The following is a 23288-nucleotide window of genomic DNA, read 5'->3' as shown; positions in this document are numbered from 1 at the left end:
AATTAGATAATTTCTAATAACTCAACGTCGAAGATTAACGTTGAGAAAGGTGCGATTGCAGCACCCGCACCGCGCTCACCGTAAGCAAGTTCATGTGGTACATATAGGCGCCACTTTGAACCTGTACCCATCATTTGCACAGCTTCTGTCCAGCCTTTGATAACACCACTTACTGGGAACTCAGCAGGTTGACCACGCTCATATGAGCTGTCGAATACTGTACCGTTAATGAGTGTACCGTGGTAATGAGCACGAATAGTAGAATCAGCTGTTGGTTTTTCACCCTCACCTGCTGTAAGAACTTCGTACTGTAGACCTGATTCAGTTACAGTGATCTCTGGGCGCTTTGCATTTTCTTCTAAGAAAGCAACACCTTCAGCAGCAAGTACTTTAGCTTCTTCTTCACGACGCGCTTGAATTTCAGCATTGATTTTTTCAAAAGCAGCTTGAATTGCAGGAATTTCGACTTGGAAATCACTACCGGCATACGCGTCTTTCATACCTTCAAATACAGAGTTAAGGTTTAAACCTTCAAATGGATTCGCTTTTAATTGTTCACCCATTTGTAAACCAATACCATAACTTGCTTTTTCAGCATCTGTTGTAAAAATATCTGACATGTTTAAATTCACGTTTATTAGTTAAAAGACAAAGCCATACTAACATAAAAAAACACTGAATATCGCCTAGTTTTACTGCGTTTGGTCAGTGTTTAAACTAATTCGTTGCTTTATTTTCTCAACGATAAAGGTAGCGATTGGTAAGCTTATAACCATTACTGGAATAAAGTACACATTCATCAACCCTGCCGTGCCTGTAAGAACCAAAGGCACAACAAGTAACCCGCCAAGTGCGATATATGACGCAGCAATAATTGGCCAATGTTTATCATATTTACCAATCAAATGAGCTACAAGCGTATTGAAACCTATACCATATGCAATGGCAGTTAATAGACTGTGTTCTGGCTTAGCATCATGCGCCATTGCAACAAGAACAGTTACACCACTATGATAAAAATAGGAAAAAACTGACCACAGCAACACATGTTTGATAATACGTTGTAGTTTTGAAGGTTCGCTTGTCGGCATTATTTATCTCCAGAAAGCAAAAAACCGCCAGTTAGGCGGTTTTTTAAATAATGGTGGAGAGATAGGGATTTGAACCCTAGAGGGGCTACAAACCCCTGCCGGTTTTCAAGACCGGTGCATTCGACCACTCTGCCATCTCTCCGTACGGCGCGCATAATAGTGTTTACTGAGTTTTTTGTAAAGGTTTATTTTTAAAATATTCAATAAAGTTAATAATATTGCTTGGGCCGTCTTGCTATCCATGAGCAGATCAAGCAAATTAACACGCTTATAAGTGCAAAGGCAGCTGCTTGAACAACAACATCGATGCGATTAAAGTTGTCGCTTGGAACGATAACAAGTAAAAAAGCAGGTAAGCTTGTAAATGTCAGAACGTAGCAACATATTTTAAATGCACGCCCAAAATCAAACCGTTTTGTACTTTGCATCCACCATGTGAGTAGAAATAACACCCCAACGGCCGACAATCCTAAGAATTGGGGAGCTTTAGTCGACATTGCAACAAAAAACGTAATAATAGCGCCAATTAATCCCCATAATGACCAAGCGAACCAATTTTCTTTTTCACGTAAAAATAAGTTTCCCATTTTTCTCGTCTTCTTTATCGTTATTTTTCTGAGACTTCCATTACATTATCAAAAAACAACCGATTAAAAAACATACCGAAGAAGATTTTTTAGTTTTGCGTCCAAGCGCTTCTTACAGCAAAGATAAACTTGAAAAAAGTAACATAAGCAAGCTTAATCAGATCTGACTATTAAAGTACAAGAAAGTTCAAAAATAATTATAAATTTTCAAAAAATCGTGATGGCTCGTGTCTTACCGGCTTTTTGCAGTCCACTTCTGGTGTTCCTAGATATAAGAATCCGACGATTTCATCCTCCTCTTTACACCCTAAAGCAAATTTCACGAAAGGACTTTGCGCAAAATAACCCGTTCTCCAAATCCCACCTAGTCCTTGCGCAAAAGCAGCTTGTTGCATTGTTAGTACGCTGCATCCAGCACTTTGTACTTGCTCAATACGCGGTACTTTTGGATTATCAACAACATTAGCAATTGCAATTATTACCATGGGTGCACGTAATGGTAGAGATTTTGCTCGTTCAATGGTTCTTGCATCTTGCTGCTCAGCAACTGCTGCTTGGTGATAAATTTCACCTAACTTATGTAGGGCCTCGCCTTGTGCAACAATAAATCGCCACGGTGCTATGCAACCATGATCAGGCACTTTCAGTGCTGCGCGCTTAATAATTGATAATTGCTCTTGTGAAGGGCCTGGTGCAACAAGCCTTGGATCAGACTGTCGAGTTTGTAATAGCGTTAAAGCGTCCATTTTAAATCCGTAAATACATAATACGAAGCCCCTAATTAATAGGGGCTATAAAATTTAAGCTTAACACTTATTCTAGTTATCAATAAAGCCATTAGTTCGCTTTGTAGCTAACCAGTAATCAATACTCAAATATCTTCCGCCCCCCATAAAGAATAGGCTCAAAAGCATAACAAAATAAATGGCTGAGAATTCTATACCATTATTTAAAATCACTGGTCGACCTGTTTCGTATAGATAACCGGTATGGCCATGTGTTTCTAATAAATCGCGCATTTTAGTTAATCTTTCTGAGGCTTGCGCTGAATTGTCTAAGCTTTCTTGTGCACCTGGGATATTTACCCAGCTTAAAACACGCGCAGGGCTTGTACTCGCATCTGTTGGAGTAACAGCAAACCAGCCATGTTCACTATGAACAGTCGTTGCGGCTACTAACATGGTAATCATTAGTGGTATAGTCACAAGTCGAGTTAAAAACCCAAAAAACAATAGTATTCCGCCCAAAAACTCTGTCCATGCGGCTAGAAAAGCTAACAGTGCAGGAAAAGGTAAACCAAGGCCCCACTCTTCATTTCCAAACCATGCGATGATATCTTCGGACGCCAAAAAGTATTGATAAAAATGAGAAACATCACCACTCAGTGCAAGCTTATTGAAGCCGGCTATTATCATAACCGGAGCTAAGATAAATCTGATAAGAAGCGCAGGTACACCGTCAAAAATACGGAGTTTATTTAAGGATTGATCATATGATTTTAGTAAAGTATTCAACATTGTGGCCTCAGTTATAAGACTAATAATTAGTATAGACTAAGACCACGTATAGCTGGCGTTTATTTCAATTAGATTTTTCTAGCTACCTGTAACGCTTCAAAAATTGCACGCTTAGCATCAATGGCTGCCGCTAACTTTGCCCCACCAATAACGTGAACTTTCGCATTTTCTTTATCATTTGCAAACGTTTCATTGTTAGACACTTGACCGATACATGCTATGACTGTATCAACATCTAACACTTTCTCCTCGCCTTTGACTGTGATCTTCAAACCCTGCTTATCAAAGCTTAAGTACTGACATTCTGCTATTTGTGTTACACCATGTTGTTTAGCAACTTGGCGATGTATCCAGCCTGTCGTTTTACCTAAGTCGCTACCAAAGCGTCCTTCACTTCGCTTAAGCATATAAAGCTTACGTGTATCTTTGTCTGGCTTGGCTTCACACTCTATTCCCCACTGGGTTTTAAATTGCTCAATAGTTTGACCTTTGTGTTCACTTAAAAATGCCACCATATCAAAACCAATGCCACCAGCACCCAATATAGCAATTTTTTCGCCGAGCTCTACTTCACCTCGGATCACTTCATCATAAGCGAATACGCGTTTACCATCACTGCATTCGATTTTCGCTTCACGTGGACGTACGCCCGTTGCAAACACAACGTCATCGTATTGATTAAGCATATTATCTGTAAATTCAGTACCAAGTTTTAGATCAACATTAAGACGCGTTAATTCGTTAGTGAAGTAGTTAAGGGTATGATTAAAATCTTCTTTACCCGGTATTTGCATAGCCAGATTGAATTGACCACCCATTTTCTCTTTGCGCTCAATGAGTGTAACTTTATGGCCTTTTTGTGCAAGATAACAACTCGCAGCAAGACCAGCAGGCCCTGCTCCCACAACTAGCACTAAACGTGAAGACGATGCTTTTTCTAAACTATAGTCTAATTCAAACGCCGCTTGTGGATTGACCAAACATGTCGCCCGTTTATTTTTAAATACATGATCTAAACAGCCTTGGTTACAACCAATGCAAACATTAATTTGTTCAGACTTATTATTAATGTATTTATTAAATAACTCAGGATCAGCCAAAAGCGGGCGAGCCATAGAAATGAGATCTGACTCACCTGCCTCTAAAATGCTATTGGCAATTTCAGGAGTATTAATACGGTTTACAGCCACAACAGGTACTGACACAGTGTCTTTTAACCTTTTCGAAGCTTCTTTAAATGCACCAGGCGGAACCATACTGGCAATAGTTGGAACACGCGCTTCATGCCAACCAATTCCAGTATTGAATATGTCTACTCCAGCCTGTTCAAGTGCAATAGCTTGTTGCTTGACTTCATCAGGCGTTGAACCATTAGGGATCAGATCCATGACTGATAGGCGAAAAACAATAATAAATTTCTTAGTTACTTTTGCTCTAACAGCTTTAACAATCTCAACAGCCAAACGCATGCGATTTTCTAAACTACCGCCATAGCTATCGGTACGTTTATTTGTGTGATTAGCCATAAACTCATTGATCAGATAACCTTCTGAGCCCATGATTTCAACACCATCATAGCCAGCTTTTTCAGCAAGCTTTGCTGAGTTCGCAAAATCTTTGATGGTCTTTTTAATTGAACCTAGTGACATTGCTTTAGGTTTATAAGGATTGATAGGTGCTTTAATTGCACTTGGCGCTTGGTTAAATGGATGATAGGCATACCGTCCAGCATGCAATAACTGCAAGCAGATTTTTCCACCTTGCTCATGCACAGCCTCTGTATAAGCACGGTGTTTAATCACATCATAATAAGAGCTAAACGTTGAAGCAAATGGGGTTAGTTTACCACGTATATTTGGGCTATACCCGCCGGTAATAATTAAACCTGTGCCCCCTTTCGCCCTTGCTTCATAAAATGCACGTAAGCGTTTACGGTTATGCCAGCCTTCTTCAAGTCCTGTATGCATTGATCCCATAACCAAACGATTACGAAGTTCAGTATGCGGTAATTGTAATTTTTGTTCTAACATGTGTGCCCCGTTAACTGGTCTAACCTCTATAATAATTAGATTCTGCTGCAATAACTGTAAATAATCAACTTTTAGCATCTAATAATCTGTAGCAATTTGTTGATTTAAACACTCTGTTACTATTTAACAGTTAATTTTAAGATTATTCTGAGCTAAGATGAGTTAACTACTAAGTTGTACTGAATTAAGGATTTATTTTGCTAGCAAAGATATTTAAAGGCATTTGGGCAGGGATTAACTTCTCACGCCGATTGGTTCTCAACATTATTTTTTTACTACTAGTAATACTATTTATTGTTGCTATATCTAGTGAAGAAGACAAAGTAAAAGTGGCCGATGGCACTGTATTACGTCTAAACCTAAATGGACCAATTGTTGAAGAGAAAACCTATGTTGACCCTGTTGAAGCAGCTATCAACGATGCAACTATGGGGCAAGAAGCACCATCAGAAATTCTACTTGATGATGTCATTGAAGTTATTAATCAAGCAACCAAAGATGATCGTATCTCAGTTATGCTGCTTGATCTACAAAAAATGCCAAGTGCACATATCAATAAGTTAAAGCAAATAACAAACGCTATTGATGCATTTAAAGAAGCGGGTAAGCAAGTTGTTGCAATGGGCTATTACTACACACAAGCACAATATTATATCGCTGCTCATGCTAACGAGGTGTCAATGCACCCTTACGGCGGTGTAAGTATTGAAGGCTATGGCATGTTCCCACTTTATTTCAAAGATGCACTTGAGAAGCTTAAAGTAACACAGCATATTTTCCGTGTAGGCACTTATAAGTCAGCCGTTGAACCATTCATTCGTAACGACATGTCTGAGGCTGCAAAAGAGGCAAACAATGTGTGGCTAACCGCACTTTGGAACGAGTATAAAACAGACGTCGCTGCAAGCCGTCCATTCGATGAAAGCAATTTCGATGAAGATATGGATGTATACCTTGCTAAAATGCAAGCCGTTAATGGTAACTCAGGTCAATATGCACTTAACAACCAATGGGTTGACTCTCTGAAAACGTCACAACAAATTCGTCAACAATTAATAGATGTAGTTGGTACTGAAGAAACAGGCAAAACCTTTAAACAGGTTAGCTTCCGTGAGTATTTATCGCTTGTGAAGCCACCTATTGAATTTGATAACCCAATCACTGAAAAAGTAGCTGTTGTCGTAGCTAAAGGAACCATCGTAGACGGTGAACGCAAAGCAGGTGAGATTGGAGGCGACTCTACCGCCGCCCTACTTCGTGAAGCGCGCCTTGATGACAAAGTAAAAGCCGTTGTGCTTCGTATTGATTCAGGTGGCGGAAGTATGTTCGCATCTGAAGTTATTCGCGCCGAAGTCTTAGCGCTTAAAGCTGCTGGCAAACCAGTTATCGCTTCAATGAGCTCAGTGGCAGCATCAGGTGGTTACTGGATTGCATCTGCCGCTAACGAGATTTGGGCTGCCCCTAGCACAATTACGGGGTCAATCGGTGTGTTCGGTACTTTCATGACGTTTGAAAATACCATGGCTGAGTTAGGTATTTATTCAGATGGTGTGGCAACGACCGATCTTGCTGGCTTTTCGATTGCTCGCCCACTTGATGAGAAAATGGCCGATATCATTCAATTGAGTGTAGAGGATGCTTATCAACGCTTCTTAAATGTAGTAGCTGAAGCACGTAACATGACACCAGAACAAGTTAATGAAATAGCACAAGGCCGTGTATGGATTGCGACCCAAGCAAAAGAACTTGGTTTAGTCGATAAACTAGGTGATAAGCAAGATGCTATAAAAGCAGCGGCTGAACTTGCTAAGCTGGCTCATTACGATGTTAAAACTATTAAACAGTCTTTAACTCCTCAAGAGCAAATGCTGCAAGATATCTTTGGTACAGCAGCTGTTAAAAGCTTCTTTGCTAAGTCTGACTCATCACAATCAGTACTGGCAACGCAAGCTAACTTACAAAGCCTTATTAATCAGTTAAGTAGTGAAATTGATAACCTAAAAGATTACAACGATCCACAAGGTGTTTACGCTCGTTGTTTAGTATGTAACGTAATTCAATAACTTACTTCGCTAAGCAATTTTAGGTATACTAAGCCCAGTTATTTTACTGGGCTTTTTTATGAAACGTAAACGTATATATATCGCCTACACGGGCGGCACAATCGGGATGAAAAAATCAAGTCGCGGTTATGTTCCGGCAGAAGGTTTTTTAACCGAAACAGTGGTTAATAATGCAGAGTTTAATCGCGATGAAATGCCTTTGTTTGATATTCACGAATATTGCCCGCTCATTGATTCTTCAGATATGTCCCCTGCCCACTGGCAACTCATTGCTGACGATATTAAAAGTAAATACCAAGATTATGATGGCTTTGTAGTTTTGCATGGTACCGATACCATGGCCTACACAGCTTCTGCCTTGTCTTTCATGTTCGAAAATCTAACAAAACCTGTGATTGTGACGGGCTCGCAAATTCCACTTTCGCAACTTCGTTCTGATGGCCAAGTAAATTTACTTAATGCAATGTATTTAGCCGCTAATTACCCAATTGCTGAAGTAAGCCTGTTTTTTAATAACCAACTGTTCCGTGGTAACCGTGCAACAAAAGCCCATGCCGATGGTTTTGATGCGTTTGCTTCACCTAACCTTGAACCTTTAGCATTATCTGGAATTAATATTCAACTTATCAAAGGGCAACTTAGCCCTTACGTTGATAACGAATTACAGGTATCGAATATTACACCACAACCAATTGGTGTGCTTTATCTATACCCTGGTATAAGCCCTAAAGTGGTAAAAAGCTTAGTTAATGATGACATCAAAGCACTTGTTTTACTTAGCTTTGGTGTGGGTAATGCCCCACAAGATCCAGCGTTTTTAGATATTCTAAATGACGCTAGTAAACGCGGTATGGTGATTGTTAACCTAACACAGTGCTTAAAAGGTCAAGTGAATATGGGGGGTTATGCAACAGGTAATGCCTTATTAAATTGTGGTGTGATCAGTGGCTACGATATGACATTAGAAGCGTGTTTAACCAAGTTACACTACTTATTTAGTCAAAAGCTTGAAGTAGAAACAATTCGTCACTTGATGCAAGACAACCTGCGTGGTGAATTAAGCCGATAATCAATACAATTGAATACAAAAAAGGCACCAATTGGTGCCTTTTTTTATACTTTTGATAATTAACGAACTTTTTCGTCAATTTCAACTAAGTCTGTTAAATGGCAAATCTCACCACTGTGAGTTTTAATACCATGCTCACCGAAGTAGTCACGTTGTGCTTGAACAAGGTGACCATTACTTGGTGTTGTTAACGTCGCAATGTAAGTTTGTGTTGCTGTTAACACAGGGAACGCAAGACCAGATGCAACTGCTGCGCCTGTCACTTTACGTAATGCTGCTGATTCACGCTGCATAGAATCGATAAACTCTACACCTTCAGCTACATTATCTAAGTAATCTGCACGGATGATACAACCAGCGCGCCATGTTTGTAGCGTTTTCGAAAGGTCAACTTTCCACTGATGGGCACGAGACGCACCTTTGATAAGTGCTAAGCCTTGACGATAAGCAAGTAAACTTGCCAGTGTGAATGCATCTTTTAACTCATCCAAATCTAAATCAACTGAGTCAGTTGCTTTGGCAGCGTAAGTCATTTCTTTCGCTGCATGTGTATCACAAGTATTTGTTAAGTGACGAGCTTGTACAGCCGCCACTAATGATGGCACTGCAATGCCAAGTTCTAGCGCATTTTGTGCAGTCCATAGGCCAGTGCCTTTAGCGCCAACCTTATTATCGATTAAATCGACTAGTGGCTCACCTTCTGTTGTTTCAAGGCTTAAGATATGGCTTGAAATTGACAGTAAGTAGCTATTTAAAGTGCCTTCTGACCAGTCATTGAAAATATCAGCCACTTCTTTCGGTGAACGATTGGTGCCTAAACGCAGTAATTGGTACATTTCGGCAATTAATTGCATCAACGCATATTCGATACCGTTGTGAACCATTTTTACAAAGTGACCACTTGCAGATTGGCCTACACGTGCAAAACACGACTCACCTTTGTAGCTTGCCGCTACTTTTTCGAACCACGGCTCTACACGCTCCCAGCCGCCTTCTGAGCCACTCGCCATCATAGCGGGACCGTGACGCGCACCTTCTGCGCCGCCAGAAATACCCATAGTGGCAAATTCAAATTTGTTTTGATATTTAAGTTTACGGCTAATGCCGTCTTTGTAGTTACTGTTGCCGCAATCTACAATAATGTCATCACAGTCAACACCTGCTTCTGCAAGCTCTGTACATACTTTATCAACCAATTCACCAGCAGGAACTAATAGTAAGATTGAACGAGGCGGTTCTAAGCGTCTAACCATATCATTTAAATCAGACACTATGTGTAAACGGTCTGCCAAACCAAGCGTTTTCGCACAGCTTAGTAACTCAGCACCCGCATCAGGGTTTTTATCATAAGCTACTAATGTCAGCCCTTTTTCAATCAGGTTGAGGGCAAGATTTTTACCCATAACGCCTAACCCTACTAATGCAACTTGCATTTAGTGTCCTCCTCGGTAACAACTATTGGTTAGTTAATCAAAATAATTACGCGCGCATTATACCCAAGCAGCCCAAAAATGCGAGCTTGTAAGCTAAGTTGATATAAATCATCAAAATCATGAAGCGACGTTATGGTCAGTATATCAAAATAACGCAGGCATCGGACCAGATTTTTATAATACCCTTTAAAAAGGTATGTGTATTGACGCTACCTGACACCGGTGTCATAATAACGTCATTGTTACTTTGTATATTACAATTTAATACAGACAGTCTGATTCTCATACGTAAGAACACTATTTTTACTTATGAGTTCTACAGCGTGCTTATGTATAAGCCAATATAAATGGTTTAATTGCACGGCTTTTTAATAGATAACCATCAATTTGCTTAATTTAATTAAGCGCACAGGAGAATTTGATGCTAAGACGCACAAAAATTGTTGCGACCCTTGGACCGGCAACCGATCGAGATAACAACCTAGAAAAAATTATTCGTGCAGGTGCAAATGTTGTTCGTTTGAACTTCTCACATGGTGTAGCACAAGATCATAAAGACCGCGCTGAAGCGGTACGCAGCATTGCTAAGCGTTTAAGCAAGCACGTTGCTATTCTTGCCGACTTACAAGGCCCTAAAATTCGTGTCTCAACTTTCAAAGATGGTAAAGTAAACCTAGAAGTAGGCGCAAAATTTACTCTTGATGCAGAAATGGAAAAAGGCCAAGGCGACGTAAACGCGGTAGGTATCGACTATAAAGAGTTACCAAACGATGTTAAATCAGGTGACTTACTATTATTAAACGACGGTTTAATTCAATTAACAGTTGATAGCGTAGATGGTGCCCTAGTTCACACGACTGTTACTGTTGGTGGCGTACTTTCAAACAATAAAGGGATTAACCGTTTAGGCGGTGGTCTAACAGCCCCTGCTTTCACTGATAAAGACAAAGAAGATTTAATCACTGCCACTGAAATTGGCGTTGATTACATTGCTGTTTCATTCCCACGTAGTGGCGATGACATGCGTTATGTTCGCTCTTTAGCAGAAGCAGCTGGCTCAAACGCGCAACTTCTTGCAAAAATTGAACGTGCAGAAGCGGTTGAAACAGTTGAAGCGATTGACGATATCGTACTTGCTTCTGACGCTGTTATGGTTGCACGTGGTGACCTTGGTGTTGAAATTGGTGATGCAGCCCTTGTTGGTAAACAAAAACTTATTATTAGCCGTGCGCGCTCGCTAAACCGTACTGTTGTTACAGCAACACAAATGATGGAATCAATGATCGATAACCCAATGCCAACCCGTGCAGAGGTTATGGACGTTGCAAACGCAGTACTTGATGGCACTGATGCCGTTATGCTATCAGCTGAAACAGCCGCTGGTGACTACCCTGAAGAAACTGTTGCTACTATGGCCCGAGTTTGTTTAGGTGCCGAATCACAAAAAGAAACGCACGTCTCTAAACACCGTTTAGACAGCCGTTTTTCATCAAATGCTGAATCAATAGCCTTATCTGCTATGTATGCAGCTAATCATTTAGATTCTGTAAAAGCGATTGTGACACTAACAGAATCAGGCAGCACAGCTAAGTTAATGTCGCGTATTAGCTCTGGTTTACCAATTTACTCACTATCACGTCATGCAAGCACACTGGGGCAAACAGCTCTTTACCGTGGTGTTTACCCTGTGTTCTTTGATTCAACTAAATGTGAAGATGACAGCATGGTTCGTGACGCATTAAACACACTGGTTGAACTTGGTTCTCTAGTGGCTGGCGATACAGTGATTTTAACGCACGGTGATGCGATGGAAACAATTGGTGCTACAAATACAATGAAGATTGTAACAGTTTAAACTAGTACAATTATTCGTTAAAAAGGCGCATTAAATGCGCCTTTTTTGACTTAATTAGTGTCTGTTGTTAACTAGCTAGTGCTGCTTTCACTTTATCGCGGTAGCTACGGCTCACCTTTAATTCTTGGCCGTTATCAAGCACTAATAAATATTCACCGCTTACTTGCGTTACAAGCTTGCTAATTTGCTTAGTATTTACAATAGCACTACGATGAACACGTACAAATAATTGCGGGTCGAGCTCTTGTTCAAGCTCTTTCATTGTTTTACGAAGAATATGTGTTTGTCCGTCTTGGCAATGCAGACACATATAATCCCCAGCCGCATCGACCCATTGAATTGTCACCACAGGCACACGAACAATCTCGCCCTGCTCTTTTACAGCGAGTGATTCTGGGTAACGCCTATCTGCTAGGCTATCTCCTGTTGCTAATTTCTTTAAAATTTCTTCGCAGTTGTTACCTGTAATACCCGCAACAAAGCTCGCTAGTTTCTTCTTATGGGCGTTATCTTGTTGTGTCTTTAAATAGGTATGCACTTTCTCTACCGCCTGTTTTAGTCTGTTGTCATCGACTGGTTTAAGAATATAATCCAATGCATGAATTTCGAATGCTTTAACAGCAAACTGATCAAATGCCGTTACAAAAACAATTGCTGGTAATGGATTAACACTCTCGCTTAATGCTCGCGCGACTTCAAAACCATTCATGTTTGGCATTTGGATATCCAAAAATACTAATTGAATGTTACCAGATAAACACTCATCAATTGCTTCTTGTCCATTGCTACATAAACGAATAACTTCCAAATCGTCAAACTCAGAAAGTCGTACAGCTAAGCCTTTTCTGGCTAATGGTTCATCATCAACAATCAGCGTTCTAATTTTGCTCATTTATTTAACAGCCTTTTCAAACGGAACACGCAGATTTACCTTTAATCCACTTGGCGTATTGTCAGAGAGTACAAACGAATAATTGTTCTCATAAAGTGTTTTTAGTCGGTCTTTGGTATTTGCTATGCCAACGCCTTGAGAATTAACCAGTTGGCCATTTATCAGCTCGGTACCAGGACCATTATCGCCTACTTCCAATAATAGTTCATTTGCGAAAACTTGTGCTTTTATATCAATCACACCACCTTCATTTAGTTGTGCAATAGCATACTTAATGGCATTTTCGATGATCGGTTGCAGTATTAAACTTGGCACTAGCGCTTCTTTTGCTTGCTCACTCACTTCAACATTTACCTGCAAACGTTCATCAAAACGTACTCTTTCAATTTCTAAGTACAACATTAAAGCATGTAACTCCTGCTCTAATGGGACTTTTTTGATTGGATCTGTGTTTAACGTATAACGTAAAAAGTCACTTAACTTAGAGACCATTAGATTTGCATCTTTGTTCTCTTTTACCAATATCAATGTAGAAATAGCATTAAGCGTATTAAATAAAAAATGCGGGTTTAACTGATAACGAAGCATTTTTAGTTGAGCTTCATGGGCCATTGTTGTTGCTTTTAACGCTTTTTGTCGCTCACTTTGTAAAAGCTGGTAATACTTAATTCCAAAGTACAAACCACTCCAACACAGAATGATATAGACAGAATCTAAACCTTGTTGAAGGTAATAAAACCACTCATTTGGCCTATAACCATGGCGGTATATTTCCCATAAGTTAAACTTTTGTACTACTGCCCAAAGCGTTCCCGTCAGATAAGACGCACCAAAAACAACGAGCATTAATACCCAAGGTGACGCGTTCCATACTTTCCTATACATATAGCGTAAAGGTATCGTCATTAAGCATCCTGCATAAGCATTCAAAACGATAACAAACACGTATATGTCACGCATTTCAAATACTTTTGAGCCTATATAATTTACTAATGCATAGCCAATCCAGCCAGCGATCTGCAGGACCCAGAAAAAACGTTGTCGATTATCAACTAAAGATTGCCAATTCAAAATAACGAGTTACCTTATATACTTATTTTTATTATACCGATAGTCACGAGAATAAAGCACTGCCGCCTATCTTGATTTTTTATAGCCTTACCGCATTCTTCAGGCATTAAAAAAGCGAAGACTACTACAGCCTTCGCTTTATCATTGCTTTATTTTTAAGCTAATTTATCTGAAGCCACTTTATAATTGGGATCTTCAATCACATTAACTTCAACAATATCACGTGCCTTATGAAGGAGTTGAATGCAATCAGGACTCAAATGACGTAAGTGTAATTGCTTACCTGCTTTCTTATATTTATCCGCTAAGCTATCTATGGCTTCAATTGCACTATGATCAGCAACACGGCTGTGCTTAAATTCAATGATCACATCTTGAGGATCATTTTTAACATCAAATAATTCAGCAAAGTTTTTCACTGAGCCAAAGAACAATGGGCCATGCAGTTCATATACTTTTGAACCTTGTTCGTCTATGTAATTACTTGTGTAAATGTGCTTCGCATGCTGCCAAGCAAATACCAGTGCAGATACAATAACACCCACACAAACCGCTATTGCCAAGTCGGTTGCAACGGTTACACCTGAAACTAATACAATCACAAACGCATCTGACTTAGGTACTCGCTTCATCATTTTGAAACTTGCCCACTCAAATGTGCCTAAAACGACCATAAACATAACACCCACTAGCGCTGCTAATGGGATCATCTCGATTAAACTTGCTGCAAACACGATAAAAACAAGAAGCAATAAAGCTGCACTAATGCCAGATAAACGTGAACGACCACCCGAGTTTATGTTGATCATTGATTGACCAATCATGGCACAACCACCCATTGCACCAAAGAAGCCACAGGTTACATTGGCAGCACCTTGACCTATACACTCTTTATTACTGTGGCCGCGAGTTTCTGTGATCTCATCAATTAAAGTGAGTGTTAATAATGATTCAATTAAGCCAATTGCCGCTAGGACTAATGCGTAAGGGAAAATAATTTTAAGCGTTTCTAAATTGAAAGGCACCATAGGAATATGAAATTCAGGTAAGCCACCTGCAATGGTCGCTTGCTCGTTATCTGTCATGCCTTTTAGAAAATCAAGCACCGTACGCGCTTCTAAATCCAGACCAATGACTAAACCTGTTACGGTCACAATCGCAACAAGCGAAGATGGTACTGCTGTTGTGAGCTTTGGTAAAAAGTGAATAATAGCCATAGTTAATGCAACTAAACCAAGCATAATATACAGTGCTTGACCTTCCATCCACTGCTGACCGCCCATGCCATCTGGTACTTTAAACTGCCCTAACTGCGCTAAGAAAATAACGATTGCCAAACCGTTTACAAATCCCAACATCACTGGATGTGGCACCATGCGGATAAATTTACCGAGCTTAAACACACCCGCTAAGATCTGCAATATCCCCATTAATAGTACAGTGGCAAATAAATACTCTACACCATGATCTAATACTAAACTTACCATCACAACAGCCAGTGCGCCTGTAGCACCTGAAATCATGCCGGGACGACCACCGAAAATAGCCGTTATTAAGCCAACAATAAATGCAGCATATAAACCGACTAATGGTTCAACGTTAGCAACGAAAGCAAATGCAACTGCTTCTGGTACTAATGCTAACGCTACAGTCAGGCCTGATAAAATATCGTTTTTAGCAGAGCTGGGGGCTTTGCTGAGTAAGTTAAACATTAAGATCCTCTTTCTTATGAATGCATTTTGGCAAGGCGCAGAATTCTAGCAAAAACTCGATACGTTAACAATTATTAACAACAAAACGGCTAGCACCATAAAATGCTAGCCGTTTTTTGAAAAAGACTAAGTGTAGTAAATAAAAGAATTAAAGTGGTAAAGACGTACTACGTTTAACACACGTCATTGTAACATTCGAATGTACTTCTTGAACGAACTCTAGATTCAAAAGGTTGTCACGAACAAACTGCTCATAACCTTCTATTCCTTTTGAAATGATACGCAACATAAAGTCCATTGTCCCCGCCATACTATAACATTCAGTGACTTCATCATAACTCATGATCAAACGTTCAAATTCAGCAAGATTTGTTCTGCCGTGGTTAGACAAGCGAACGTGGGCGTAAACCAACATATCAAAGCCAAGCTTTTTTTCGTCGAGCAAAGCAACTTTACCTTTGATATAGCCATCCTGCTCAAGCTTCGCGATACGACGCCAACATGGAGATTGAGATAAACCAACTTTATCGGCAATTTCTGCCGTTGATAAGCTAGCATCTTGCTGTAACAATGCCAAAATTTGGCGATCTACTTGGTTTAGAGACATTTTATTTCTTTTTCTTTAAAGTTATTGGTTAAATTATACTACTGATTTAAAAATCAGTCTGCTCATTTTCAATTATTTATGCAAAAAAAATGCAATTTTAGCCATAGCGTCCACTAATAAATGGGTTTGTTTTTCGTTCATGGCCTACGGTCGTATTCGGACCGTGCCCCGGAAGAATTTTAACGTCATCTGCTAGACTCAAAATTTCAGACTTAATAGATGCAATAAGTTGCGCACTGTCCCCTTTAGGAAAATCTGTACGCCCTACTGAGCCTTGAAAAATTACATCACCAACGAAAACTTGCTCTGATGCATCATGGTAAAAAACAACATGCCCAGGAGTATGCCCAGGGCAGTGGCGAACTGATAAACAAGCCTCCCCAACATGGATTGTGTCACCATGAGCTAACCATGCATCTGGATAGAATGGCGTAATCGGCGCAAAACCAAACATTTGCGCTTGCATTGGTAACGAATCAAACCAAAACTTGTCATCAAGATGTGGCCCAATAATTTTTACACCAAATTTATCAGCTAGTTGTTTCGCCGCACCAACGTGATCAAGGTGACCATGGGTTAAAAAGATAGACTCAAGTTCACACCCTAATGTAGAGAGCTCTGCGCTTAGTTTATCGACGTCCCCGCCTGGGTCTATTAATGCCGCTTTATTGGTATTTGTACAAACAACAATACGACAATTTTGTGCAAAGCCTGTTACTGGAACTGTAACAACATTCATTTTATTGCTCCATTGAAGGTTGTTCAAAAGCCATTAAAATTGGGTACTGCAAATAAGCCTGATCATAAAATGGTGATCGCTTGTATAGCCAATTAAGACGTGCTTCTGGGTCTTTAGCAAAGGCTTTATCTTCACGAACCTTTTGATCAAACTCTAGCGCAAGCTCTGGTTGCTCTTGTAACATTTGCTTTGCGTAAGGTATCAACGCATAGTTTTCCATATACTCAGTGCGCTGAAAAATAGTATTGAATTCTCCCCACGCAAAGAATGAATCAGGTGCTTCAGGATGCAGCAAATGAGTTGCTAGCTCTGAGTATGGCTGATTTGTTGATACCTTATACCAGCCAGTTACATCAACATCAGTGATACTCTTGTAATCGAAGCTTGCTTCAACCCGAAAACGTCCTTCAAAAGGCACGTTAGCAAAAGTATAGTCTTTTACCGAAGCCTGTGTTAACAATTTAGGCCCAGTGTCGTTAACACGCAATACTTCGACACCATGTAGTTTTAATTTACTAATAATTGCACTATAAGCTGGCGGAATATAAAAGGCGCTAGGCACATTAACTGTTTTTTTAACGATTTTTTGCCAGTAAATAGGCAATGCATCATAACTTTCTTCTTCACCAAGATAAGCTACTTCCGCTTGCCCTGATAATTCACTTTTACTACGCGTATATTTAATTCCTTTAAATACCAGTGTATCTGGTTCTGTAGCATAGCTGCGCTCAACCACTAGTTGCGTAGGTTTAAATTCACGTTCTTTTTTAACCGCAGCTTGTAACGCTTGATTATTTTTTGCGAGTGCATCAATTGCACCATCTAAAAACACATAAGTGCCAAGTACACGCTGTTTATAAGGCTTCAAAGAGTGATTCTCAACTAAAATACTCGGTAAAGAGCGTAAATCACCCCAGCCGTTTGAATAACGGGGGGTTGCGACCCAACCGGCTAATCCCTTTTTAAAGTCACGTTTATCCATAACAAAAACTAACGGACCAGGAATATGACCCATTTTCGTCAATTTAGCATCGATAATTGGTTTGAACATTGTATCAAGTGCTTCTGAAACACTGGGCGATTCACTTGAAAAAACAGGATTATAGCCATACGTTACATCATACTGATAATCAGCGCCGTCAGTGACATGCACATCGACATAGAGATCGGGTTTGAACGTATTAATAACCTTCAAGACACCTCGCACTTCTGGGGTATCTAACTTAGTGTAATCTCGATTAAGGTTTAAATTTAAACCATTGGTTCTAAAGCCCATTTCAACGGGGCCACGCTGATTTATACGATTGAATTGGCTACTTCTTTCATGTCCATCAACATTTAAAATAGGAATGAAGAGTATATTCACTTTACTCAAGATATCACGGCGCTTGCCTGTTGCAATGTCACGCAGCAGCATAAACATGGCGTCTTTGCCATCAATCTCACCACTGTGTATACCTGCTTGAATAAAAATTGTTGGCTTAGCATCAGACGTTAACTGCGCTGCATCGAACAAACCTTGCTCATTCGCCACTAACATTTTTATCTTACGCCCTGCACTGCTTGTTGCTATTGTTTGTACTTTAAACTGTGTGGGGTTGGCAGCCACAAGTCTATCAACAAATGCCATGGTATCTTCATAATTTGGCGAACGCATACCGCCACTCAATTCAAAATCTGTAGTTAATGGACCTTTTTCTTGCATCAACGTCACACTTTCACCTTGCCAAGGTTTTAAGGGTGGTAAGTGACTGTCCATGGTCACAGCAGCAGATAAAAACATTAAGCTAGCAAACATATTACTCTCAGGTGCGATACTTATTTAATTAGAAGAAATTATAACAACTAATCTGAAATGATTGCGTAAACTGCGGTGATTCAACAAAAAAATGGAGCTAATGACATGCGTATATAATTATTTCGCAAAGAAATGTTTTGAGTTTGAGATCAAAAAAAGGAGCACAAGGCTCCTTTTTAAAACTTTTATGAAAAGCGAATTAAGCCGCTAGGCCTTCTTTTGCTTTTTCAACAAGTGCTGCAAATGCAACTTGGTCATAAACTGCGATATCTGCAAGGATCTTACGATCGATTTCTACAGAAGTCTTTTTAAGACCATTGATAAAACGGCTGTATGAAAGACCGTTTTGACGAGCTGCTGCATTGATACGTGCAATCCAAAGTTGACGGAAAGTACGTTTCTTAGCACGACGGTCACGGTAAGCGTATTGACCCGCTTTAGTAACTGCCTGGAAAGCTACGCGGTAAACACGTGAACGTGCTCCGTAGTAACCTTTAGCTTGCTTTAAAACTTTTTTGTGACGTGCACGTGCGATAACACCGCGTTTAACTCTTGCCATTTCTGAAGACTCCTATTAAGCGAATGGTAACATACGTGAAACTAGACCATGGTCATTCTTATGAACCATCATCTTAGGACGTAAGTGTAATTTACGCTTAGAAGTTTTCTTAGTCAGAATGTGACGAAGATGCGCTTGTTTACGCTTGAAACCGCCAGAAGCAGTCTTTTTGAAACGCTTAGCAGCGCCTCTGTGAGTTTTTAGCTTATAAGCCATTGCAATAACTCCAAATGTATTGCTTTACGATTAGGCAAGCAGGCGAGAGGTAAATAAATAACTCTACTTTATAAGGCCAAACTTACCGCCAATATCCGGTGAAAACTCAGTCAATATAACTGTAATTTTACTTTAAACCGGTTATTTCAGGTGAACAGCAAGCTGTTACTTGGAGACCTGAAATAAATTCGGTGCGCATTATCGCTTGTTTATTACTTTTTAGCAATAGGGGCCATCATCATTACCATTTGACGACCTTCAACACGATTTGGGAAAGACTCAACTTGTGATACATCTTCCAAATCAGCTTTAACACGATTTAATAATTCAATACCAATTTCTTGGTGAGCCATTTCACGACCACGGAAACGAATAGTAATCTTAGCTTTATCACCCGCTTCTAAGAACTTACGCAAGTTGCGAAGCTTAACCTGGTAGTCACCTTCATCCGTACCTGGACGGAATTTGATTTCTTTAACCTGGATCTGCTTTTGCTTTTTCTTTTGTTCTTTTAGTTCTTTGCTTTTTTCAAAGATGAACTTTCCGTAGTCCATAACCTTACATACAGGTGGCTCTGCATTAGGACTAATTTCTACAAGATCTACACCCGCATCATCTGCCATAGCTTGCGCTTCTTTTAATGACACGATGCCAGCTTGCTCGCCGTCAATGTCAATTAAACGAACTTCTTTAGCTGTAATATCTTCGTTGATACGATTTTTTTGAGCTGTTTGTTGCCCTTTCTTGCCGCCTCTAATGGTACGATCCTCCAAGAATATAAAATAAAAAGCGTGTAGTTGACTGTTTGTTATGCCCTACACGCTCATGATTTATTGTCGATTTTTTATTTCGTCGCTAATTTTAGCTACAAAATCATCAACATTAAATTTGCCTAGGTCTTCACCTGTGCGAGTGCGTACTGCCACTTCTTGTTGTTCAACTTCTTTGTCGCCAACAACAAGTAAATATGGAATACGTTTTAACGTATGTTCACGGATTTTAAAGCCAATCTTCTCATTTCTCAAGTCAGCAGCGGCTCTAATTCCAAGTTTATTTAATTTTTGTACAATTTCTTGCACATAATCAGCTTGTTTGTCTGTGATATTCATAATCACAACTTGCTTAGGAGCAAGCCATGTCGGGAACAAGCCTGCGTATTCTTCAGTTAAAATACCAATGAAACGCTCGATTGAACCTAATATAGCACGGTGAATCATAACAGGTGTACGACGTTCGTTGTTTTCAGCAACATAAGTTGCACCTAAACGACCCGGTAATGCAAAATCAAGCTGCACTGTACCACATTGCCATGCACGGTCTAAACAGTCATACAATGTAAATTCAATTTTAGGACCATAGAACGCACCTTCACCCGGTAGATAATCAAACTCAATGTCGTTTGCTTTTAATGCTTCAGCTAGCGCAAGCTCAGCTTTATCCCACATTTCGTCTTCACCGATACGTTTTTCTGGGCGAGTAGATAATTTTACTACAATCTTCTCAAAACCAAACGTTTCGTATGTGTCGTAAACCATTTTGATACATGCCGATACCTCATCCATGATTTGCTCTTCAGTACAGAAGATATGCGCATCATCTTGAGTAAAACCACGTACACGCATTAAGCCATGCAATGCACCTGATGGTTCGTTACGGTGACAACAACCGAATTCAGCCATACGTAATGGCAGATCACGGTATGATTTTAAACCTTGGTTAAAGATTTGTACGTGACCTGGGCAGTTCATTGGTTTAATGGCATATTCACGTTTTTCAGATTCAGTTGTGAACATGGCATCTGCGTATTTATCCCAGTGACCTGATTTTTCCCATAAACCACGGTCCATCATTAATGGACCTTTCACTTCTTCGTAATCATACTCACGTAGTTTTTCACGAACAAAGTCTTCTAGTTCACGGTAAATGCTCCAGCCATCATTGTGCCAAAACACCATGCCAGGCGCTTCTTCTTGCCAGTGCCAAAGGTCAAGTGCTTTACCAATACGACGGTGATCACGTTTCTCAGCTTCTTCTAAACGTTTTAAATACGCTTTAAGTTGCTTTTTATCTGCCCATGCCGTGCCATAAATACGCTGTAGCATTTTATTTTCTGAATCACCACGCCAATATGCACCCGCCACTTTCATTATTTTGAAGTGTTGGCAGAATTTCATATTTGGTACGTGTGGGCCACGACACATATCAACATATTCTTCGTGATGGTATAAACCTGGACGGTCATCTTTTGCGATATTCTCGTCTAAGATTTCCATTTTATATGTTTCACCGCGTGCTTCAAAAGTATCACGCGCTTCTTGCCAGCTGACGGTCTTTTTAACCACATCGTAGTTTGTTTTAGCAAGCTCAAGCATACGCTTTTCAATTGCATCTAAATCGTCTTGGCTTAAAGAATGCTCCATATCGATATCGTAATAGAAACCGTTATCGATGGTCGGACCGATTGCCATTTTCGCTTCAGGAAAAAGTTGCTTAACTGCATGACCAATAAGGTGCGCACATGAGTGACGAATGATCTCTAAACCGTCGTCGTCTTTTGCTGTGATGATTTCTAAGCGTGCGTCATCGGTAATTAAATCACATGCATCAACACGCGAGCCATTAACACGGCCTGCAATGGTTGCCTTGGCAAGGCCAGGACCGATATCACTTGCTACATCATAGGTACTTACTGGGTTTTCGAAACTACGCTGACTGCCGTCAGGGAGGGTAATAACTGGCATTATAAATCCTTACTACAGTGGTGATGCCTACAATGCATCACATGTATTTTTTAAAAAATTAATTTGTAAACTCTGCAACGCTTTTACGAATAAGCATTGCCATTTAGTGCCTATTTAGGCTCATATTCACTGAGTCTTCGCAAACATGAACAACCATTGTCGCCGCTAGTGAATTCAAATACAAGTAGTTAGAAGACTAAATTGACAATTACTTATCCCATTTCATACTTAGTGAAGATAACTTTTTGGGTAAATATGATGTCAAAACCTCGCACAGTTAAATTTGCAACGTTTAATTTGCTAAATTATACAGCACCACCCTATTCTTTTTATCAGCAACATGAACATTATAATAAAACCCAGTGGCGTCAAAAGCAGCAATTTATCGCCCAATTTCTAAACCAAACCCAAGCCGATATAGTCGCTTTTCAAGAGGTTTTTAGCTATCAAGCACTGGAAATACAATGTAAAGAAGCTGGTTACGACTACTTTGAAATAGTTGACACGCCAAGTCACGATGCGCTGTATCCACAGGTACTTTTCAACCCCATTGTCGCCTTAGCCAGTAAGTACCCTTTAAAAAGCTGTGAACCACTAACCCCCTGCCCAGAACTGCTTGAATACTTGAATAACCAAAATGAGTTCAAGTTCAATAGAACCCCTATCAAATGCTTAATCTCAATCCCTTTTTTTGGTGACATTTGTTGTTATGTTGTTCACTTTAAATCACAACGCGTGCAATCAATGGCGCATATTTTAAACATTCACAATCTTGAAGACCCATTACTTCAATTACTACATCAGACAGTGGGAACCATGCAATCGCAAATATCACGCTCCCTTGAGGCGTCTATTGTTTATTACGATGCTTTAAAGACCCAGCGTGAAAAGCAATGTGCAACTATTGTGATGGGTGATTTTAATGATGTACTTACAAGCCCAACACTGTCATTTATGACACAAGGTTTCCATCCAACACGTTGTGAACCATGCATTGAGCAGAATGAACCTGTGGTCGGATTAACGGATGTGTATCAATTTAGTGATGAAAATAAAGCAGGCTATACTAAGCCTTACAGTCATTATTATCACCGCCGTGGTAGCGTACTTGACTATATACTTGTTTCTGCACATTTCAATCCTGAGTGTGCAATGTCAAAAGTCAGCTCTGTCTCATACTCAAGCTTTGAAGATCATTTAAATCCTGCCGAAACACTTGAAGACATAAGCGTCAGTGACCATAGTGCGATTGCAATTAAAATTCATTTTTAAAGCAACTGTTTTTCAAGTCGTTACTTGCTATAATTG

At 39.9% G+C, this 23288-nt stretch carries 21 protein-coding genes and 1 tRNA gene; 4 read left to right on the top strand and 18 right to left on the bottom strand.

Annotated elements, in window-relative coordinates:
* Positions 1 to 2: 2 nt before the first annotated feature.
* The 7 genes from L3V38_RS04510 to L3V38_RS04480 form a co-directional block, all read right to left on the bottom strand.
* Positions 3 to 620 (bottom strand): FKBP-type peptidyl-prolyl cis-trans isomerase, encoded by a 618-nt coding sequence (locus L3V38_RS04510; protein ID WP_130149936.1) that lies wholly within the window; start codon positions 618 to 620, stop codon positions 3 to 5.
* 72 nt (positions 621 to 692) lie between these two features.
* Complete coding sequence (locus L3V38_RS04505; protein ID WP_237118512.1) at positions 693 to 1091, bottom strand: hypothetical protein; 399 nt, start codon at positions 1089 to 1091, stop codon at positions 693 to 695.
* A 51-nt stretch (positions 1092 to 1142) separates the two neighbouring features.
* A tRNA-Ser gene (locus tag L3V38_RS04500) sits at positions 1143 to 1233 on the bottom strand.
* Between the two features lie 67 nt (positions 1234 to 1300).
* Positions 1301 to 1678 (bottom strand): hypothetical protein, encoded by a 378-nt coding sequence (locus L3V38_RS04495; RefSeq protein ID WP_130149938.1) that lies wholly within the window; start codon positions 1676 to 1678, stop codon positions 1301 to 1303.
* 197 nt (positions 1679 to 1875) lie between these two features.
* The gene (locus tag L3V38_RS04490) at positions 1876 to 2424 is read right to left on the bottom strand and encodes an NAD(P)H nitroreductase (protein WP_237118511.1); all 549 of its coding nucleotides are present in this window, start codon (positions 2422 to 2424) and stop codon (positions 1876 to 1878) included.
* A 72-nt stretch (positions 2425 to 2496) separates the two neighbouring features.
* The gene (locus L3V38_RS04485; RefSeq protein ID WP_237118510.1) at positions 2497 to 3195 is read right to left on the bottom strand and encodes a DoxX family protein; all 699 of its coding nucleotides are present in this window, start codon (positions 3193 to 3195) and stop codon (positions 2497 to 2499) included.
* A gap of 68 nt (positions 3196 to 3263) precedes the next feature.
* Positions 3264 to 5225 (bottom strand): NADPH-dependent 2,4-dienoyl-CoA reductase, encoded by a 1962-nt coding sequence (locus tag L3V38_RS04480; protein WP_237118509.1) that lies wholly within the window; start codon positions 5223 to 5225, stop codon positions 3264 to 3266.
* Between the two features lie 197 nt (positions 5226 to 5422).
* Here L3V38_RS04480 and sppA point away from each other — a divergent pair, with 197 nt between their 5' ends.
* The gene (gene sppA, locus L3V38_RS04475; RefSeq protein WP_237118508.1) at positions 5423 to 7288 is read left to right on the top strand and encodes a signal peptide peptidase SppA; all 1866 of its coding nucleotides are present in this window, start codon (positions 5423 to 5425) and stop codon (positions 7286 to 7288) included.
* A gap of 58 nt (positions 7289 to 7346) precedes the next feature.
* Positions 7347 to 8357 (top strand): asparaginase, encoded by a 1011-nt coding sequence (gene ansA, locus L3V38_RS04470; protein ID WP_054561413.1) that lies wholly within the window; start codon positions 7347 to 7349, stop codon positions 8355 to 8357.
* A 59-nt stretch (positions 8358 to 8416) separates the two neighbouring features.
* On the opposite strand, the gene gndA is transcribed toward ansA, so the two are convergent.
* Positions 8417 to 9790, bottom strand: a complete 1374-nt coding sequence (gndA, locus tag L3V38_RS04465; protein ID WP_062569150.1) for an NADP-dependent phosphogluconate dehydrogenase — start codon at positions 9788 to 9790, stop codon at positions 8417 to 8419.
* Between the two features lie 421 nt (positions 9791 to 10211).
* Between gndA and pyk the strand changes: the two genes are divergently transcribed.
* Positions 10212 to 11645: a pyruvate kinase gene (pyk, locus tag L3V38_RS04460; protein ID WP_130149943.1), complete on the top strand. Its 1434-nt coding sequence runs from the start codon at positions 10212 to 10214 to the stop codon at positions 11643 to 11645.
* A 67-nt stretch (positions 11646 to 11712) separates the two neighbouring features.
* On the opposite strand, the gene L3V38_RS04455 is transcribed toward pyk, so the two are convergent.
* The 10 genes from L3V38_RS04455 to thrS form a co-directional block, all read right to left on the bottom strand.
* Positions 11713 to 12537, bottom strand: coding sequence for a LytTR family DNA-binding domain-containing protein (locus L3V38_RS04455; protein ID WP_130149944.1), 825 nt, complete (start codon positions 12535 to 12537; stop codon positions 11713 to 11715).
* Positions 12538 to 13608 carry a histidine kinase gene (locus L3V38_RS04450; protein ID WP_062569153.1) on the bottom strand — a complete coding sequence of 357 codons (1071 nt, stop codon included), beginning with the start codon at positions 13606 to 13608 and terminating at the stop codon, positions 12538 to 12540.
* Positions 13609 to 13763: 155 nt separating this feature from the next.
* On the bottom strand, positions 13764 to 15320 hold the full coding sequence (locus L3V38_RS04445) for a SulP family inorganic anion transporter (RefSeq protein WP_237118507.1): 1557 nt from the start codon (positions 15318 to 15320) through the stop codon (positions 13764 to 13766).
* Between the two features lie 148 nt (positions 15321 to 15468).
* A complete protein-coding gene (locus L3V38_RS04440; protein WP_036968198.1) occupies positions 15469 to 15927 on the bottom strand; it encodes an Lrp/AsnC family transcriptional regulator in 459 nt (152 codons plus the stop codon).
* A 97-nt stretch (positions 15928 to 16024) separates the two neighbouring features.
* Positions 16025 to 16666: an MBL fold metallo-hydrolase gene (locus L3V38_RS04435; protein WP_237118506.1), complete on the bottom strand. Its 642-nt coding sequence runs from the start codon at positions 16664 to 16666 to the stop codon at positions 16025 to 16027.
* A gap of 1 nt (position 16667) precedes the next feature.
* Complete coding sequence (locus L3V38_RS04430; RefSeq protein ID WP_237118505.1) at positions 16668 to 18464, bottom strand: M14 family metallopeptidase; 1797 nt, start codon at positions 18462 to 18464, stop codon at positions 16668 to 16670.
* Between the two features lie 199 nt (positions 18465 to 18663).
* Positions 18664 to 19023, bottom strand: a complete 360-nt coding sequence (gene rplT, locus L3V38_RS04425) for a 50S ribosomal protein L20 (protein WP_062569157.1) — start codon at positions 19021 to 19023, stop codon at positions 18664 to 18666.
* A gap of 15 nt (positions 19024 to 19038) precedes the next feature.
* Positions 19039 to 19239, bottom strand: coding sequence for a 50S ribosomal protein L35 (rpmI, locus tag L3V38_RS04420; protein WP_054554888.1), 201 nt, complete (start codon positions 19237 to 19239; stop codon positions 19039 to 19041).
* 212 nt (positions 19240 to 19451) lie between these two features.
* Positions 19452 to 20012 carry a translation initiation factor IF-3 gene (gene infC, locus L3V38_RS04415; protein WP_083515308.1) on the bottom strand — a complete coding sequence of 187 codons (561 nt, stop codon included), beginning with the start codon at positions 20010 to 20012 and terminating at the stop codon, positions 19452 to 19454.
* Between the two features lie 57 nt (positions 20013 to 20069).
* Positions 20070 to 21980 carry a threonine--tRNA ligase gene (gene thrS, locus L3V38_RS04410; protein WP_237118504.1) on the bottom strand — a complete coding sequence of 637 codons (1911 nt, stop codon included), beginning with the start codon at positions 21978 to 21980 and terminating at the stop codon, positions 20070 to 20072.
* A 258-nt stretch (positions 21981 to 22238) separates the two neighbouring features.
* Between thrS and L3V38_RS04405 the strand changes: the two genes are divergently transcribed.
* Positions 22239 to 23252 (top strand): endonuclease/exonuclease/phosphatase family protein, encoded by a 1014-nt coding sequence (locus L3V38_RS04405; protein ID WP_130149948.1) that lies wholly within the window; start codon positions 22239 to 22241, stop codon positions 23250 to 23252.
* Positions 23253 to 23288 lie beyond the last annotated feature (36 nt).

Origin of the sequence: Pseudoalteromonas sp. L1 (genome assembly GCF_021728095.1) — a bacterium.
Taxonomy (GTDB): Bacteria; Pseudomonadota; Gammaproteobacteria; order Enterobacterales; family Alteromonadaceae; genus Pseudoalteromonas.
Note: the sequence above shows the minus strand (reverse complement) of the source record. Positions and strands in the feature narration are given on the sequence as shown.